Below are 18,782 nucleotides of genomic sequence, written 5' to 3' on the forward strand. Positions count from 1 at the left end.
AGCACATCCCAGAAAAAGTTCCTATGTTATTTTGAAAAATGTTTCACGTGTGCATCCTTGGTGTATTGACATTCTCGTGGGAACAAGCTATGCTTGAATCAAGCAAAAAGGAAGAAGGTTTTCTATGGTCACGATCAAAGATATCGCCAAAGTCGCTGGTGTTTCACATACAACTGTTTCTCGTGCGCTAAACGATAGCCCATTAATTAAGCCAGAAACAAAAAAGAAGATCGCAGCCATCGCTGAATCTTTACACTATGTGCCCAATGTCAATGCCAAAAGTCTGGTGAATCAAAAATCCTATATCGTTGGTCTTTATTTTTCTCATCTATCCATTGGTACTTCCGATAGCTTTTTAGTCGAAGTGATCAAAGGAATCAGTGATACCCTACCATCCGAATATACTTTGGCGGTTCATGAATTATTGCAATCCGATACATTTGATGAAGAGCCGAATCGCCTCGATGGAGCGATCGTGATGAGTCAAAGTGATCGTGATGACGGCTTTATCGCTGCTCTTTCAAAGAAAAACATTCCTATCGTCGTTTTGAATCGTCAATTGCAGGATGCAACCTTGATGAATGTCACTAGTAATGATGCCCAAGGGGTCTATCAAATGATCACCTATGTGCTTGAACAAGGCTTTCGAAAGATCGCCATGATCGAAGGAATCGCTTCCTTTGGTTCCGCTAGAGAGCGCCGCAAAGGATTTATGAAAGCGATTCAAGAAAAGCAGCTTGTCTGCCCGAAAGAATACTTCGTAGCTGGCGACTACTCGTTGGAAAGCGGTCAGCTGGGTGCCCAGCAACTACTCGCTTTACCTGAACCACCTGAAGTGATTTTTTGCGCCAATGATGACATGGCGATCGGTGCGATCAATGCCTGTCATCAAGCAGGACGAAAGATCCCTGAGGAGATCGGTATCATCGGTTTTGATGATAGTTCTTTTTCTCCCTATACGTATCCCCCATTAACAACGATCCGCAAACCAGTCTATGAAATGAGTCAATTGGCAGCAACCCTGCTGTTGCAAGCATTTGCCAATCAAGTAGTTGAGAAACAACATTTCTTTGATACCTCGTTAATCATTCGTCAATCGTTGTAAGCCTCTTGTTTTCAAGAGCGCTTACGCAAAAAAATGTTAACGTGTGCATAACTATTTTTTAAGGAGGATTCTATGAAAAAAATTACCGAACAACCCCATCAAACCTATCCAGCCCGAGTGATTCAATTCGGGGAAGGCAATTTTATGCGGGGCTTTTTTAACTGGCAGCTGCAGCAAATGAACAAGAACGGTCTTTTTAACGGCAGTGCCGTTGTGGTACAGCCGATTGATCACGGCTTGAAAGAGCTGTTGGCACAACAAGAAAATCTCTACACCGTTATCTTAGAAGGACTTGTCGATGGCGCTTTATCTCAAACATTTGAAGTCGTCTCCACCATTGATCAAGTGCTGAATCCTTATCAGCAATGGGAAGACTATCTTGCTTTAGCCGAAGACGAGCAACTTGAGATTATCGTTTCTAATACGACGGAAGCAGGTATTGCGTTTCACCCAGAGGATACCTTACACGATACCCCTCCCCAAAGTTTTCCCGCAAAACTGACCGCTCTTTTGTATCGTCGTTTTCAATTACGAAAAAAGGGATTTTTGATCATTCCTTGTGAATTGATCGATCGGAATGGGGAAAAACTAAAAGAGATCGTCTTACAATATGCCGCATTATGGTCTTTGGAATCAGACTTCGTCAACTGGTTAGAAAAAGAAAACACCTTCTGCTGCAGCTTAGTCGATCGGATCGTTCCAGGATATCCTCGCGACAAAGTGGCACAATACCAAGAGGTTCTTGGCTATGAGGATGCCGTAATGGTCACTGCGGAACCCTTTATGCTATGGGTGATCGAAGGAAACGGCGTAGCCGAAAAGCTCCCTTTGCAAGAAGCTGGGTTGAATGTGATCGTGACAGAAGATATGACTCCTTACCGTGAACAAAAAGTACATTTATTAAATGGTCCTCATACGGCGATGGTTCCACTCGGTCTTTTAGCGGGTTTAGAAACCGTTGAAGAAGTAATGAACGACCGTGAATTTGCAGCCTTTTTGGATGGTCTTTTTCAGGAAGAGTTGATTCCAATGCTTGATTTGCCTAAAGCACAGCTTGCAGCTTATGCGGACCAAATCAAAGAGCGCTTCAGAAATCCTTATGTGAAGCATCAGCTGCAATCGATCGCTTTAAACAGCGTCTCAAAATTCCGTGCGCGTCTTCAACCAGTCTTAAGTCGTTATGTCCAACAAAACCAGCAGGTACCAAAACGAATCACTGCCGCACTGGCAGGATTGCTGACTTTCTATCTCACACGACCCTTTCAAGATGATGAGCTAGTGACAACCATATTTCAGCAAGTGAAACAATTACCAGCAGAAGAACAGATCGCAGCTCTATTAAAAAATGAGCAACTTTGGCATGCAGACCTGAGCTTTATGACAGAGACAATCAATGAAATGTGCGCATGCCTAAAACAAGACGGACCCCGCCAGTTACTTGCGTCGATTGACACCCCTGAGCCAAGTTTGAAATAAAGGAGAATCTTTATGTCCAGCACATTAACAGAAACACCCGCGCAACTATTGAAATTGCACCCTAAAGACAATGTCGCAGTCGCATTAAAACCACTAGCTGCTAAAACGACCCTTGCATTTGAAGGCAAAACGATCACCCTTTTTGAGGATATTCCACAAGGACACAAAATCGCCCTCAAAGACCTAGCACAATCACAAGACGTGATCAAATATGGCTATCCCATTGGACATCTCTTAGCTGACGTGAAAACTGGCCAATGGTTGCATACCCACAATGTCAAAACCAACCTTTCTGGCACCTTAACATACACCTATGCTCCCGATTTGCATCCCGTCCGTTATCCAAAAAGGGCTGCGACGTTCCAAGGGTACCGTAGGGCAAACGGCAAAGTTGGAATTCGTAATGATTTACTGATCGTGCCAACAGTTGGTTGTATCAATGGCATCGCAGAGATCATTGTTGAAAACTTCAAGAAGAATCATCCGGATCTTGGCACTTTTGATCATATTACGATCCTTAAACATCCCTACGGCTGCTCTCAGTTAGGCCAAGATCATCAAAACACCCGTCAAATTTTAATTGATGCGGTGCATCATCCAAATGCCGGTGGCGTCTTGGTCTTTGGCTTAGGTTGTGAGAACAACACCGTTCCCGAGTTTAAGAAAAACCTGGGTGACTACGATCCAAAGCGCGTCAAATTTATGGTGGCACAGGAAAGCGACGATGAAATTGCGGTCGGCGAAAGCTTATTAGAAGAATTACTGGAAGCAGCAAAAGAGGATCAACGAGAAGCCGTTCCCTTGAGTGAGCTAAAGATCGGGTTAAAATGTGGGGGTTCCGACGGGTTTTCTGGGATCACCGCCAACCCTTTGTTGGGGGCATTTTCTGACTTTTTAGTTTCTCAAGGTGGCAGTACAGTCTTGACGGAAGTACCCGAAATGTTTGGCGCTGAACAAGTCTTGATGGCGCGTGCACAAGATGAAGCCACCTTTGAAAAAATTCTCCATCTAATCAACGACTTTAAAGATTATTTCCTTGCATACGGTGAACCAGTCTATGAAAATCCTTCTCCTGGCAATAAGGCAGGCGGTATCACTACGCTAGAAGATAAGTCATTAGGCTGTACCCAAAAATCTGGGACTTCCGCTGTCGTCGATGTCTTAAAATATGGGGAAAAACTCCGTAAGCCAGGCTTGAGCCTGCTGGAAGGTCCAGGAAACGACCTTGTTGCCGCTTCTGCACTGGCTTCTGCCGATTGCCAACTCGTCTTATTTACCACTGGTCGCGGCACGCCATTTGGTGCCTATGTGCCGACCATGAAAGTTGCCACAAATCAAGAGATTTATCATAAGAAACCCCACTGGATGGATTTCAACGCTGGTCGCTTGTTGGAAGAGCCGATGGAGGTCGTGCTGGAAGATTTTATTCAAGCGATCATCGATACTGCCAGTGGAAAACCGACGCGTAATGAAGCCAACAACGTTCGTGAGATCGCCATCTTTAAAAATGGCGTGACACTATAATCAAAGAAAAGAGGTCCGACATGTTTTTAAATGAAAACTATTTATTGCCAAATGAAATTGCTCAAACACTATACCATGACTATGCCAAAGAGCTGCCGATTATTGATTACCACTGCCACCTAGACCCGAAAGAAATCTATGAGGATCGGCCGTTTAAAACTATCACCGAGGCATGGCTAAGTGGTGATCATTACAAATGGCGATTGATGCGCGCTTGTGGCGTACCCGAAGAAGCGATTACGGGCAATGCCAGTGATTATGAAAAATTTTTGGCATGGTGTCAAACAGTGCCAAAATTGGTGGGAAATCCCCTTTACAGTTGGACCCATTTAGAATTAAAGCGATTTTTTGAGATCGATCTTCCCGTTACTGAAGAAAATGCCGAAACTTTGTGGAGGCTATGCAACGAAAAATTGCAGCAAAAAGACTTTACCCGAAGAGCTTTGATTGCTCGCAGTAACGTCGAGATCGTTTGCACCACAGATGATCCAGTTGATGATCTTCACTATCATCACCAATTAAGCCAAACAGAACAACGTTTTCGGGTCTTGCCGACCTTTCGACCTGACAAAGCGTTACAAATCGACCATCCGAATTTTCTTACCTATGTTACCAAACTCGAAAAGAGTGTCGAAAACGCGATCACTACCTACGATGCTTTCTTGAGAGCCTTGCGGGACCGTGTAACCTATTTTCACCAGCATCACTGCCGCTTGTCTGACCATGCGCTGGATACTTTAGTGTATGCTGCAGACGAACAGTTATCCCTTGAAGCAATTTTTGCCAAAGCATTAGCTGGAGAATCTTTGGAGGAAAACGAAGTCTCGTTCTTCAAAACCAATGTTCTAGTTGAACTGATGAAGCTGTATCACGAACATGGTTGGACGATGCAACTGCATGTCCATGCGTACCGTAACTGCAATCAACGAATGTTTGAGCGCTTGGGACCAGATACGGGCTACGATGGCATCAATGATCAACCACTGACTCAAAGCTTGCAGAAATTATTGAACGCTGCTGATGCGCAGGACCATTTGCCTCAAACGATTCTCTACTCCTTAAATCCCAATGACTATGATGCACTCGTCGCTTTGATGGGGTGCTTCCAGCAAGAAGGCAATAATAAATTGCAGTTAGGATCTGGCTGGTGGTATAACGACACCCGCGCAGGCATGCGTCACCAATTGACGAAATTCGCTGACGGCAGTGTGATCTTTAACTTTGTCGGCATGCTGACGGATTCAAGAAGCTTTTTGTCTTACACCCGTCATGAATATTTCCGACGCGTCTTTTGTGAATGGCTTGCTGAGATCGTTGTACGTGGTGAAGCACCTGCTGATCTTCGTCAGCTAAAACCATTAGTAGAAAATGTCTGTTATCAAAACGCCAACAACTACTTCAAATTTTAGGAGAAAGACAATGGAAAAAATCGTCATCGTCGGTGATTCCACCGCATCGATCAAAGAGCCTAGCGCTCGTCCAGAAACGGGCTGGGGTGAAAAGATCTCACGCTATCTCCCCCAGCATCAAATCGTCAACTTGGCAAAAAATGGGCGTTCCTCCAAAAGCTTCATTGAAGAAGGACGCTTGTTGCAGGCAAAAAAAGAACTATATGCTGGTGATTATCTCTTGATTCAATTTGGACACAACGATCAAAAAACAGATAGTCGTGGTACGACACCTGTAGAATATCAGCATAATTTAGCAACCTTTGTGCAAACGGCACGCCAGCAGCAAGCGACACCGATCCTATTGACCTCGATCACTCGTTTGCATTACGTGGACCAACAGCAACTTGATCCTTTGGCAGTCGGTCCTTACCCAGAAGCAATGCGTGCTTTGGCTACCTCCTTGGATGTGGTCTGTCTGGATCTTTTTGTCGCAACACAACGGTTTTTTTCAGCACTGGAACCACAACAGGCGAAAAACTATTTTCTTCATTTAGAAAAAAACCAGCACCCCAATTATCCAGCCGGCATTACGGATAACACGCATTTGAATGACCAAGGTGCTACAGCCGTCGCCAAATTAGTTGCCAAATGTTTGACAAATGCTCCATTACCGCTTGCACAACAAGTTTTGTTAGATTGAAACTCATTGTTCGTGTTGAATCTTCCCCTAACATAAATACGCTACCTGATTTGAAAAAGAGCTACTCAAGCAAAACGCTGCGAAGAACATTTTCCTTCACAGCGTTTTGCTTTTGATTCTTTTTAAAAGATTTGTTTGCCATTCCTTTGCTTCAACCCATTTATTTTTAAAGCCCTGCATTTCTTGGGTGTTGGACCATAAAAATGGGAACGATTGCAATCGTCCCCATCCTTACTACTGATTGTTTTATTCAGGTTGTTTCCCGATATACGCCAAGATACCGCCGTCTACATATAAGACATGGCCATTGACAAAGTTGGATGCCTCAGAAGCTAAGAAAACAGTTGGTCCTGCTAAATCTTCTGGCTCACCCCAACGGGCAGCAGGTGTTTTCGCTACGATAAATTGATCAAATGGGTGACGAGAACCGTCTGGTTGGATCTCTCGTAATGGTGCGGTTTGCGGTGTTGCAATATAACCAGGTCCGATCCCATTACATTGAATGTTAGCTGAACCAAATTCAGCACAAATGTTTTTCGTCAACATTTTCAAGCCGCCTTTAGCCGCTGCGTAACCAGCCACCGTTTCTCTTCCCAATTCACTCATCATTGAGCAAATGTTAATGATTTTTCCATGTCCTTTTTTGATCATTGACGGTAAGACTGCTTTTGAAACGATAAATGGAGCGTTCAAGTCCACGTCAACGACTTGGCGGAAGTCTTCAGCAGACATCTCCAACATCGGGATTCGTTTGATGATCCCAGCATTATTGACTAAGATATCGATCACGCCAACTTCTTCTTCGATCTGCTTGACCATTTCGTTGACTGCTTTTTCATCCGTTACATCACAGACATAGCCGTGGGCTTCGATCCCTGCTTCACGATAGTTTGCTAATCCTTTATCCACTGATTCTTGATCCAAGTTGTTAAAAACGATCGTTGCTCCTGCTGCTGCTAATGAACGAGCGATCGTAAAACCGATCCCATAGACAGCTCCAGTCACTAATGCGATCTTACCATCTAAACGAAATTGATCCATTGAAAAATCCATAATTAATAAACCCTCTTTCTTTTTATTTTAAGTCGTCCATTGCCACCATATCCATGTCGGTATAGGTGATATTTTCGCCACACATTGCCCAGATAAAGGAGTAGTTACTGGTTCCAACACCCGAATGGATCGACCAGCTTGGAGAAATAACTGCTTGTTCTTCACTAACGACTAAATGCTTCGTTTCATCTGGTTTGCCCATCATATGGAACACTTTTGTGTCTTCGTTGGCAAAATCAAAATACACATATGCTTCCATCCGACGTTCATGGGTATGACTTGGCATCGTATTCCAAGCACTGCCTGGTTCTAAGATCGTGTACCCCATTTGTAATTGACAGCTTTCACAAACATTTGGGTGAATGTATTGATAAATTTTCCGTTCATTTAATGTCAAGCCCTCGCCTGTCTCCATTGGTGTGACTTGATCGATACTGATTTTTACATTTGGGTATTTCTTATGTGCTGGCACGCAAGATAGATAGAATTTCGCTGGATTTGCTGGATCATCTGAGTGGAACAAGACTTGTTTGGTTTCCTTGCCGATATAGTAGCCGTCTTGTTTTTTCATTGGTTCTTTTTGGCCATCGATCGTGATCGCACCAGGTCCTCCAATATTGATGACGCCTAATTCGCGACGTTCTAAGAAGTATTCCACCCCTAATTCGCTGCTTAATTGCACTTCTAACGCTTCTTCTGTCGGTGTCACTCCGCCAAAGATCATCCGATCATTGTGGGTATAGGTCAGCATGATTTGTCCTGGTGTGAAAATTTTCTCTACCAAAAATTCTCTGCGTAATTCCTCGGTACTATAGTGACGAATATCAAGTGGACTATGGGTATAGCGTGTTTCCATGTGTTGCATGTTTTATTCCTCCTATCGGATAATTTTTCCTGAACCTGTTGCAATAAATTCTTGTATCTCATTGGCGCTAAACTGATTACAGTCGCCATGGATCGTATGTTTCAAAGCAGATGCTGCAGTGGCAAAATCAATGATTTCTTGGTCTTGTTTCTTCGTGACAAGACCATGTAGGACACCAGCTGAAAAGGCATCGCCGCCTCCGACGCGATCAACGATGGGATTGATCTCATGGGTAGCAGAAACGACATAATTGCCGTTATGCCATAGGCTTCCTGTCAATTGATTGTGACTTGCTGAGAGCACCTGACGACTAGTTGAATAAAAGAGCTGGATATTTGGATATTTCCGATGCATTTCTTGATAATAGTAGTCATCTTCGACTTCCTCTGTTGGAGCTGATACATCCATAAAGACTTGGGCATCTAACTGTCCTGCCGAGCAATAATCGACATAGGGGAGCACTTCTTGCAAAAAGACGCGTGCTTCAGCGGTCGTCCACAGTTTTCCACGATAATTGATATCGAAACTGATTTTACAACCAGCTGCTTTCGCTTCTTTGATCAACGTCAGTAAAAGCGTCTGCCAAGTCGATGAAAGAGCTGGCGTGATCCCTGAAAGGTGAACAATGTCAATCCCATCAAAAAGGTCAGACTGCCACTCATTTTCTTTCATTTGAGCAAAGCTAGAGCCTGCGCGATCATAAACCACTCGCGCTGCTCGTTCCCCGATACCGGTTTCAATATAGTAAGTACCTAGTCGGGAACCGCCACGAAGCAAGTGGCGACAATCGACGCCATAGCTTCGTAAATGATGAAAAACGGCATCTCCTAAAGCATTCTCAGGCACTTTACTAGCAAAAGAAACGCGATGACCAAAATTTGCTAAGGAGATCGCAACATTGGCTTCTCCACCGCCATAATGGGCAGCAAACATCGAACTATGGGCGATTCGGTCGCCTAACGTTGTCGATAGACGCAACATGATTTCTCCTAGTGTCAGAATGTTTGCCATCTTACTTTCCTCGAATCTCTTTTAATTTTGCCGCATATTGTTTCGCTACTTCTGTTACTTTGTCAAAATCCCCACTTGCTGCTGGCGCTAACAAATTCCCCCCTACACCAACGGCTACGACACCCGCCGCAAACCATTCTTGCATGTTGTCTAAGCTGACACCACCGGTCGGCATAATGTTTAATTGTGGCAATGGCGCTTTGAAGGCCGAGATGATACTTGGTCCATACGCACTACCTGGGAATAGTTTAATAATATCTGCGCCTGCTTTTAAGGCGTCCTTCATTTCTGAAATGGTCATGCAACCAGGCAGATACGGGATTTGATATAAATTACATAATTCAGCTGTTTCTTGATCAAAGGTTGGGCTTACAACATATTGTGCTCCTGCCATGATCGCTAAGCGAGCGGTCACTGCATCAAGAACGGTCCCAGCACCAACGACTACCTCTGGATTATCTTTGAAGGTTGCTACTAATTCAGCGATTACATCCGCCGCTTGAGGCACTGTAAAAGTCAACTCAATGCCAGTGATCCCCCCTGCAACGATCGCTTTACTTGCTTGTAGTGCTTCTTCTTTTGAAGCGCCACGCACAACAGCGATCACGCCGCTTTCTTTTAGTTTCATTAAATTCGCTACTTTTTTCATTGAGACCCTCCATTTATTTCCTATTTGGAAAATGGTATTTATTATAAAGAAACTTACACGTTTATTATACCGTTCTCGTTTTTATTTGCAAGGGCTTTCCACTAAAAAGTTTATAATGCTTGTTCAATTTGTTGTTTTGTCGCAATAATCGCATCGATTAATGTCGTTTTGTATTCTGGGGTCAAGCGGTATTTCGGTAGGCTGATAGAAAACGCCCCAACGATCTCCTGATCCTTTATCAGTGAGGCGCCGATGCAATAGATTTCTTGTTCCATTTCTTCATCATCAAACGCTACTTGGTTTTCTTTTGCCTGTTCCAATTCTTTCTTCAACTTCAACTGATTCGTAATGGTGTTTTCCGTATAAGCGGTTAAAGGCGTTGCTGCCAAATATTCTTCCACTTGAGGGGCATCAAACTCCGCTAAAACGGCTTTCCCCATGGCAGAGCTATACAACGGTCTTGTGATCCCTACTTTTGAAGACATGCGGATCGTTTGATTGTGGGGCTCCAATTTATTGACATAAAGAATCTCATTGGCAGTCAAGACCCCTAAGTGGATCGTTTCATCCGCCGTTTTCTGCAATGCTTCCAAGTAAGGCAAGCTGATTTCCACTAAATCAAGCTCTTGAATGTTTTGATTGGCATACTTGATCAGCTTAGACCCTAAGCGATAATTCTTCTCTTTGTCCCGTTTGACATAGCCGATCATTTGCAGCGTTTCTAATATTTTCAAAGCTGTGGATGGGGTCAGTTTCGTTGCTTCTGAAATTTCTTGCAATGGTTTACTTGGCGCTTCTGCGAGATAATCTAAAATGGTTGCTGCTTTTAGTAGTACGGTTCCATATGGTTTTTGCGTCATCATTTCTCCACCTTTATTTTCTATATAAGAAATTATAATATCTTTTTAGGAAATGCACAATCTTTTTTCCTATATATCAGCATGACGCGATTCCCATTTTACTTTCTGTCGTTATTCATTGTATGATGAAGACAAGACAAAGGAGTGCCGAACAATGGACCTAAATGTATTGATCAAAGGAAAAAAATTGACTGACAATGAGCTGCAAATCCTTGATTATTTGCTTGCAAATACCGCTGCGATCGATGGACTGCCCTTAAGAGAAATCGCTAAAGCGATCTACACTTCCCCCGCAACCATCGTGCGGCTTGCGCAAAAATTAGGTTTTTCTGGCTATCTAGAGCTACTTTACTTCTTAAAGAATCGCTTGAAAAATCAGACGATCACTGAAGCCGCCATCGATTACCAAATTGACGCTGCCAGTATTGCAGATACGATCGACGCAATCAAAGAAATCTATGGACGAAACAAGGACAAGTTTATTACGATTTATGCAACAGGTTTTTCTGGGATCGTGGCAGAATACCTCCACAAAAAAATGCTTGTCAACGGCATCAAAACCTTATTAGTCAGTGCTTCTGACTCAGGTGGGATCATTAGTAACAACATCGAGAACATCAGTATGCTGATCACCATTTCTAAATCTGGCGAAACACAAAAAGTGCTGGAAAAGATGGCATTAGCCAATGAACATCACATACCAACTGTTTTGTTTTGCGGGAACGGTGATCATCGCGCCAATCAACTAGCGACCTTTTCCTTTGAAGTGACCGATGAACGTCCCTACGACACCCAAAACATCCAGTACACTAGCTTCTTTGGTAAACTGCTCTTATTGATGGAATATATCGTCGACGCTTTTACCCATGTTGAAAAAGAAAACCAGCAACCCTAGTGGATTGCTGGTTTTTGCTTATGCTTGAAAATAGGTTTTTGCCAATTCTTGATAGAGCGCTTGGTTCTGCAGATCAGGAACAAATTTTTCATCTGGCTGATCTTGGCGCACAACAGAGCTTTTGTATAAATCATACAAGCCGAATATCGGTTCGTTTTCATCGGAAAGATAACAGGTCAGCCCCAACACATCCGCGGTCATTTGACCTAAAAGTTTTGTTTGAAAGAAACCACCACTTACAGTGACTGCCCCTTCCAACTGCGCCATTTGCTTTAATAAATCGATGTTCATCAGCATGCCTTCGATGACTGCCCGCAACATGTCTGAGCGATTGTGTTTCAGGGTCAAGCCAGAAAAGCCGCCTGTGATCTCATTTGTCCAAAAAGGTGCCCGCTCCCCGTTTAAATAGGGAAAAAAACGTAAGCCGTTACTGCCGATCGGCGACTCCTCCATGACTTGAGGCAGATAATGATAAAATGCATCAGGATCTTCTGATAAGGTATCTTTTGCCCAAGCAAGGACACAGCCACCATTGTTTGAAGGTGCCCCTACGACATAGAGGTCATCTTGCAGATAGTAGCAAAAATTTTGTTTTTGGCGATCAAAGACGGTGGTCTCACTTACTTTACGAACCGCCGCACTGGTTCCGATCGTCAAGCTGTTGCGGATCCCTGTAGAAATATAGCCAGCATATGCTGCTAAACACCCATCGCTAGCCCCACACATCACTTCTACCTCAGGCTTCAAGCCACACCGCTGCGCCATCTCCTCGGTAATCAAAAAACGATCAGTGGGTGCACATAAAGGCGCTAACTGGGCTTTTGAAAGGGATAAATAATTGAGAATCTTTTGACTCCATTGCTTTTCGTTCAAAGAAAAAAGACCGGTCGCTGATGCGGTACTATAATCGATCCGTGCTTGTCCGGTAAACAACGCCATTGCTAGTTCTTTTAAGCCAAACCATTTCGTCTCTTTAGAATATGAACCATTTGTTTGAAAATAAGCCAGTTTCGCAAAGGGAGACATCGCATGGATCGGGGTCCCTGTCTCTTCATAAAACGTTCCCGCCAGATCCGTTTGACGAAAGGCCGTCATCGTTTGACTCGCTTGATTGTCTGACCAAATGTAAATCTCTTCTGCTGTCTCACCAGCCACTGGCATCAAACTGTGCATGGCGGTACTGAACCCGATCACTGTGATTGCCGCTTTAAATTGAGCGGGAATCGTTGTGACACCACTGATCAATTGGCTACTGATCTGGGTCGCTGATTGGGTCTGTTTTAACCCGTGGCTATGGGTTTTGATTGGTAATGACTGTGAGTAAATGATTTTCCGATCTTCAATGACCCCAAATTTTATGGCTGTCGTGCCGATATCAATCCCTAAAAACATCGCATTGCTCCCTCTCATCTGATTCAATTAGCTTTATTCTACCATAGTTAGTGGCATATTCTAGTATACCTGTCTGATCGTTTTTTTGATAAGACGTTTCGTGGTGATTTTCTTCAGAGAATTATCCTTCCACAACAAAAATCAAAAAAGAGAAAGATTCTTGGAGAATCTTCCTCTTTCAGTTATCCAATCAGCAAATGTTTCGCAAATGTGAAACAAATCAAGACAATCCTGGCCAGTAATCACCATTTTCCGAAACCAAATCATCGAGCAACTCTTTGGCTACTTTTGCGCTAGGAATCGTTTTGGAAAGGCTTAACGCTTGCCACATTTTTTGATAGCTCTTTTCCACATATGCTTCGACCACTAATTTTTCCACAGTCACCTGTTGGAACATGAGCGCTTGTTGGAAGGCAGGAATTTTTCCTTGAGCGAGAGCTTCTGGTCCATCAGAACCGACGATACATGGCACTTCCACCATGGCATCATCTGGGAAGTTCGCAATCGCGCCGTTGTTTTCCACAATCATGACCATTCGCTCATGCGTGTTAAAAGCGATGGCGCGTGCCAAATCAACGATAAAGGTTGCATGGGCATCAATCTCAAAGGCGATCCCTTCAGCAGAGCCTTGGGCAGTGATCTTTTTGGCATGATCGAACACTCGTTTTTCCCGTCCTTCCATCACTTCATTGGAACGCGTATACTCTGGATGTTCTTTCATGTGTTCGTAGACGTAATCTGGGTATAAATAATACTTCAAGTACGTATTTGGCAGATATTCTGGTGTGAGCGCCAAGAGGTCTTTGGCTTTTTTGTGGGTGTCTTGCCAACTTGGGTCAGTATGTTGGGTATCCACTTCGATCTGCGTCAAATAGCCGTGTTCTGCAACGTAGTCACGAATGGTTTGAATGTACTCCGTGCCTTCTTTGTCTTTGACGCTGGTCCACCAGCCAAAATGATTCAAGCCAAAGTAGCGAACTTCTAGTTCCTCTGGCTGTTTGCCAATGATTTGCGACATGCGACGCAACGTGCCCACGGGCATGTCACAGATATTCAGAACCTTTGATTTCGGACGCAAGACCCGACACGCTTCAGCTACGATTGCAGCTGGATTGGAATAATTCAGCATCCAACAATCGGGGGAATATTTTTCCATGTAATCAATGATCTCCAGCATACCAGTAATGCTGCGCATCCCATAAGCGATCCCTCCTGGTCCACAGGTTTCTTGGCCAAAGACGCCATGGCGCAAAGGGACTTTTTCATCTTTTTCCCGCATGTCATACTTTCCTACTCGGATATGCGCCATACAGAAATCGACATCGCTGAAGGCTTCCTCAGGATCCGTCGTAAATGAAAATTCGATTTGCGGTGCTTGTTCTTTTAATAAAATCGCTAGGGCTTCGCCGAGGATCGCTTGGCGTGCCTCATCATTGTCGTATAGTTTCAGCTTTCTTAAAGGAAAGCGTTCTTGATTGTCAAGCAGCATCATAACGATTCCCGGGGTAAAAGTACTGCCGCCCCCTGCGATCACTACTGAAAAATTTTTCATCATTCAATCTCTCCTTCTCTTCCAAGATAATTTTCTAACTCTTCCCGCACTTTCGGCACGGTCAACCCGTAAACGACATGGACATTTTCACCATTTTTGATCACGCCTTTGGCTTGTGTTTCGTCTTTTAGCAGCGCTTCATCCACGAGTTCAGGATCCTTTAGTTTTAAACGTAAGCGGGTATAGCAGTTGTCGATGGTTTTGATATTGTCATCGCCACCTAGCGCTTTGGTGATGATTGCTGAGATACTTGTTTCACTAGTTGGACTAGGGGCGGCTTGATCACTCGCCATGACCCCGACACCTGCTCCAGCAAGTTGTTTTTCTTTGTACTCTTTCTTCGAGTACAGTTTGGTCTCTGCCCCTTCTTCTTCACGCCCGACCGTTTTCAAATTCAGTTTCGTGATCAAAAAGCGGAACAAGAAGTAATAAAGAAAGAAGAAGACGACTCCGACGATCAAGTACACTGGCCAGCGAGTTTTCTCGATCCCTAAGGGCAAGTTGTACAAAAGAAAGTCGATGAAGCCATTCGGTCCGATGGCGCGAGAACCAAAGAGATTTAACGCCACCATGCTCAAGCCGCTAAGGGCAGAATGAATGACGAACAAAACAGGTGCCACGAACATAAAAGAAAATTCGATCGGTTCAGTCACACCTGCGATAAAGGAAGTCACAACTGCGGGAATCAAAATGGCTTTGACTTTGACTTTATTTTCTGGTTTTGCCGTTTGATACATCGCCAAACAGGCACCAATCAGTCCAAACATTTTTGAGATCCCACGAGCGTCCCAAATGACACTTTGCGATAATACGCGGACTGCTGGGTCAGCAATTTCCGCAAAATAAATATTCCGTGCCCCTTCAAAGACTTGGCCACCGACTTCTGCGACACCGCCTAATGAAGTATACAAAAACGGCGTGTAGATCAAGTGATGCAAGCCAGTTGGAATCAATAAGCGTTCTAGCGTACCATACAAGAAGATACCAAAGTTGCCCGTTTGTTGAATGATGCCGCCTAAACCGTCGATGCCAGTTTGTATTACTGGCCATATAAACGTGGAAACGATGGCTAATAACACGACGACCGGAATCAAGACAATAAAGACGAAGCGCGCGCCGCCATAAACTTGAAAGGCGTTGTTAAAGGTCGTATCGATAAAACGATTATGGATCAATGCTACGACGATCCCTAAAATGATACCCAGAAAGACCCCCATATCCAACACTTGGATTCCTAAAACGATCGCTTGTCCTGAACCTTGAAGGGCATCGGCTGGAACCAACATCCCTCGAAGCTCCATGAATTTGTTCATGGCATTTAAGAAGACGAAATATCCCAACAACGCGGTAAATCCCGCTTCAGCCTTTTTCTTATTGGCTAGCCCTAGAGCGATCCCAACACAAAAAATAATGCCTAAATTGGTTAAAATCGGTAATAAGGAAGCGGATAAGATACTACCAAAATCGGTGGTTATCGGATTATCCAAAAAAGGAAACTGCTCAAGCAAGCGGACATTTGTAAACACATTCCCAACGGCAATCAATATCCCTGCGATCGGCAAAATCAAAACGGGCACAAACATTGCCTTGGAGAATTTCTGCATCGCATCCATCACTTTTTCTTTCATTGAGGAAACTCCTTTGTAGTTGATTTGTAGGTTCATTATAGGAAACATTTGTTACTAATAGAATAGCAAACGTTTTCAATTCAATGCGTTTCAAAGATTGGAACGTGTTTCATCCATGACAAAGTACATAAAAAAATGCAATATCACGGTTGATCAATCCCTCCCTGAAAAAATGACGTGTATTATCTTGTGGCTAAGGGGCGATAAAAGACAAGGAAGAATATAATCTTTTACTTATCCAAGAAAAACCAATAGCTAATAGTACCTCTAGTCCTTTGAGCAAAAAAGAAGCTGCAATTCGCTGCAGCTTCTTTTTGTTTATTGTTAAGGAACAAATGATAGTTCCCAAAGAATGGTTGCTGAATATCTCGTGGCTTGAGGAGTCGCACTAATTGGCACCTCAAGTTTGACACTTTGATCCATTGTGTCTCGATCGCCAAAGCGCTGGACCCAAGTGCCTCTGCCTTGATTGGCACCTGCTTGTGCGATTATCTCCGCATTTCCAACAGTCAGTGCTGCTTGCTTTTTATGAGTAGGTGGATCAGACACGTTTTCTCGACTCGTTACTACATCGATATTATCTAATAAAATTCTAGCACCAGTCAGTTGATGCCCTTCATCACTTTCAAAAGGCTCTCGTAAGGTTGCACGGAGAGTCCAACCGGAATTTTCCCGCCTCCGATCTGAAACCTGCACATAATTAGGGCATAGATTATCATTTGGATCAGCCGGCTGAAGCAGTTTCTGCGGCAGGGCATCGTAGGTCGTCGTTTCTGACCGAATGCCAACTGTCCCAAACTGGAATTGGGAAACAAAATCCAAGCTGACAAACCCTTGTTCTTCATCAATCTCAGGCGGATTCTCAGGGTTTACCTGCGTATCCGGGTCAAGAGGATCTACTGGTTGCGGAGTACTTTCTAAACCATAAACCAGCCAGTATTCTTGTTCAGCTCGGGTGACTCTTGTTTCCAGCGGCTGACCGTCCCGCTCGTAAAGATATTGATAATAAGGAATCTCCACAGGCAGGATATCAACCGATTCATTTACGAATTCTCCTTGATAGGTTGGTTCCCTCAATGCTACCCCTTCTTCATCTATGTGATTGATCTTGATGTTCGATGGCACGCGATCAAATAAAAAAGTCACCTCCTGATGGAAAGGCTGCGGCATAATATCAAATGTACCTGGGTCAAAGTGTTCTGTGTCAAACTCAACCCCGTAATAGTCATACCCTAACTGATAGGGTTCATCGCTCTCTCGGTTCTTGGGGTCAAGGGTATGAAGGAAACGTAATGGTAGTTCTAATGTTTCAGTTGGTAGAATATCCTCCCCTGTCTCTCGATCTCGATAATTCACATGGACGGTTCCGGTACCAATGTAATAATTCATCTCTTCAAAATAAAAGGTATGGCGATCACTTCTCGCACCAGTACTACCGGATATAATAAATGCCATTGCAGAAATATCTGATGGCTGCCAATCACTGATGTCACGTTCCCAAATCATATCTCTATAAGTAACTTTAAACCAGCGACCTTCATTATTTGGCTGATATTCAATTAGGATCGGGTCATCTGCTCCATTTCTAGCACCCGTAGTTGCTGCTGGAGCATCACCTTCCATATATGTTTCCAGTAATAATGGTGTCCTATGATAGATAAAGCCAGCAAAGGGCGCTCCATTGACAGCTATAGGGTCTCTTTCAACGATAAACCTATTCTGGTCAAAAAAACCTCGAGTAGCATTATAGTTATTGTCTAGTTTAAAAGCAAAAGCATCCCTCAAACCTCCGATTCCAAACGCATTGCCCTCATAACCTATTCTATTGGTCTCAGAATTGTGAAAGCCAAATGCCATACCGTCAGCACCAAGTGGTTTAGACCCAATATTGGCTTTACCTTTAAGCGTAAATGGCTGATCCAGACTAATTCTGTCTTTTAAGGTAACATAACCGACTGACCCAGATATATCTTCTGTTAGTACTAATAGCCCTGTTTCATCATTGTAAGTAGCAGTGCCTTGGACATCAAAGTGTTCTCTAAAATTGCTTTTGTTAATTGTCACTTCGACCATCTGTCCACTTCTATCATCTACTTCTGGCTCTCTCGCTTCCGCATCCGCAGCCTGATCTGCTTCCGCAGAGTCATTCTCTTCTTCCGTCGAATCAGTGTCTTCGGCATCCGTATGATCTAAGATCAGCAGGCGCTGCGTAGCAGTCTCGGCAACGATGATCTCATATTCTCCGATCGTATCCACAAGAATCGGTAAGACAAAAGTCGTTTGTGGGGTCTCGCTGTTCAGCTGCCACACACCTTCGTGGTCTGTTGCTACCACCGTTAGTTCATCGTTCAAAGCTTCCTGATCAATGCTTACTTCCTGAGGCAACGCGATGTCCACCGTTTCGAGGGCAACTTCTGAGTAGAAAATAAAATCTATTATGTGCTCGACCTCGCCTTGGATCAATTCCTCCGCAAAGGAGATTTTTCCACTCACTTCATCGTCGGCCTTCTCCTCGTGTTCTTCCTCTGGTGTCCACGAAAAAATCGTCTCGGCATTCATGATTGTTAATGTTGTAATCAGTGGGAGTAAGGCAAGTAGAACCAGCAACCACTTATTTTTTTTGCGAAAAAATGAGTTCATCGCATTCACTCCTAAATGTCATTTCTCTTATTTTTCCCATG

General features: G+C 43.8%; 15 protein-coding genes. 6 read left to right on the top strand and 9 right to left on the bottom strand.

Annotated features, from left to right (window positions below; translation table 11 throughout):
* The first annotated feature begins 124 nt into the window (after positions 1-124).
* The 5 genes from A5878_RS09980 (at position 125) to A5878_RS10000 (ending at position 6,196) form a co-directional block, all read left to right on the top strand.
* Positions 125-1,105, top strand: a complete 981-nt coding sequence (locus A5878_RS09980) for a LacI family DNA-binding transcriptional regulator (RefSeq protein WP_074535203.1) — start codon at positions 125-127, stop codon at positions 1,103-1,105.
* A 72-nt stretch (positions 1,106-1,177) separates the two neighbouring features.
* Positions 1,178-2,581, top strand: a complete 1,404-nt coding sequence (locus A5878_RS09985) for a tagaturonate reductase (RefSeq protein ID WP_086295509.1) — start codon at positions 1,178-1,180, stop codon at positions 2,579-2,581.
* 12 nt (positions 2,582-2,593) lie between these two features.
* Positions 2,594-4,105, top strand: a complete 1,512-nt coding sequence (locus A5878_RS09990; RefSeq protein WP_016610984.1) for a UxaA family hydrolase — start codon at positions 2,594-2,596, stop codon at positions 4,103-4,105.
* Between the two features lie 20 nt (positions 4,106-4,125).
* Positions 4,126-5,514 (top strand): glucuronate isomerase, encoded by a 1,389-nt coding sequence (gene uxaC / locus A5878_RS09995; RefSeq protein WP_086295511.1) that lies wholly within the window; start codon positions 4,126-4,128, stop codon positions 5,512-5,514.
* A 10-nt stretch (positions 5,515-5,524) separates the two neighbouring features.
* A complete protein-coding gene (locus tag A5878_RS10000) occupies positions 5,525-6,196 on the top strand; it encodes a rhamnogalacturonan acetylesterase (protein WP_086295513.1) in 672 nt (223 codons plus the stop codon).
* Between the two features lie 246 nt (positions 6,197-6,442).
* Here A5878_RS10000 and A5878_RS10005 read toward each other — a convergent pair whose 3' ends face one another.
* From A5878_RS10005 to A5878_RS10025, 5 genes are all read right to left on the bottom strand, one after another.
* Complete coding sequence (locus A5878_RS10005; RefSeq protein ID WP_005229917.1) at positions 6,443-7,249, bottom strand: gluconate 5-dehydrogenase; 807 nt, start codon at positions 7,247-7,249, stop codon at positions 6,443-6,445.
* Between the two features lie 22 nt (positions 7,250-7,271).
* Positions 7,272-8,114, bottom strand: a complete 843-nt coding sequence (kduI, locus tag A5878_RS10010; protein WP_005229915.1) for a 5-dehydro-4-deoxy-D-glucuronate isomerase — start codon at positions 8,112-8,114, stop codon at positions 7,272-7,274.
* A 12-nt stretch (positions 8,115-8,126) separates the two neighbouring features.
* Complete coding sequence (locus tag A5878_RS10015; RefSeq protein ID WP_086295515.1) at positions 8,127-9,125, bottom strand: sugar kinase; 999 nt, start codon at positions 9,123-9,125, stop codon at positions 8,127-8,129.
* A gap of 1 nt (position 9,126) precedes the next feature.
* Entirely contained in the window at positions 9,127-9,774 is a 648-nt protein-coding gene (locus A5878_RS10020) for a bifunctional 4-hydroxy-2-oxoglutarate aldolase/2-dehydro-3-deoxy-phosphogluconate aldolase (protein ID WP_005229908.1), read from the bottom strand.
* A gap of 110 nt (positions 9,775-9,884) precedes the next feature.
* Positions 9,885-10,637, bottom strand: a complete 753-nt coding sequence (locus tag A5878_RS10025; protein ID WP_016610978.1) for an IclR family transcriptional regulator — start codon at positions 10,635-10,637, stop codon at positions 9,885-9,887.
* Between the two features lie 151 nt (positions 10,638-10,788).
* Between A5878_RS10025 and A5878_RS10030 the strand changes: the two genes are divergently transcribed.
* On the top strand, positions 10,789-11,529 hold the full coding sequence (locus tag A5878_RS10030; protein WP_060792114.1) for a MurR/RpiR family transcriptional regulator: 741 nt from the start codon (positions 10,789-10,791) through the stop codon (positions 11,527-11,529).
* 18 nt (positions 11,530-11,547) lie between these two features.
* On the opposite strand, the gene A5878_RS10035 is transcribed toward A5878_RS10030, so the two are convergent.
* The 4 genes from A5878_RS10035 to A5878_RS10055 all read right to left on the bottom strand — a co-directional run bounded on the left by A5878_RS10035 (position 11,548) and on the right by A5878_RS10055 (position 18,741).
* Positions 11,548-12,921: a gluconokinase gene (locus A5878_RS10035; RefSeq protein WP_228077399.1), complete on the bottom strand. Its 1,374-nt coding sequence runs from the start codon at positions 12,919-12,921 to the stop codon at positions 11,548-11,550.
* A gap of 220 nt (positions 12,922-13,141) precedes the next feature.
* The gene (locus A5878_RS10045) at positions 13,142-14,473 is read right to left on the bottom strand and encodes a 6-phospho-alpha-glucosidase (protein ID WP_034858513.1); all 1,332 of its coding nucleotides are present in this window, start codon (positions 14,471-14,473) and stop codon (positions 13,142-13,144) included.
* Positions 14,473-16,101, bottom strand: a complete 1,629-nt coding sequence (locus tag A5878_RS10050; RefSeq protein WP_081116621.1) for a PTS transporter subunit EIIC — start codon at positions 16,099-16,101, stop codon at positions 14,473-14,475. The genes A5878_RS10045 and A5878_RS10050 overlap by 1 nt, the downstream gene beginning before the upstream one ends.
* A gap of 324 nt (positions 16,102-16,425) precedes the next feature.
* Entirely contained in the window at positions 16,426-18,741 is a 2,316-nt protein-coding gene (locus A5878_RS10055) for a WxL domain-containing protein (protein ID WP_086295519.1), read from the bottom strand.
* Positions 18,742-18,782: the final 41 nt, after the last annotated feature.

This window comes from Enterococcus sp. 3G6_DIV0642, from assembly GCF_002140635.1.
Taxonomy (GTDB): Bacteria; Bacillota; Bacilli; order Lactobacillales; family Enterococcaceae; genus Enterococcus_D; species Enterococcus_D casseliflavus.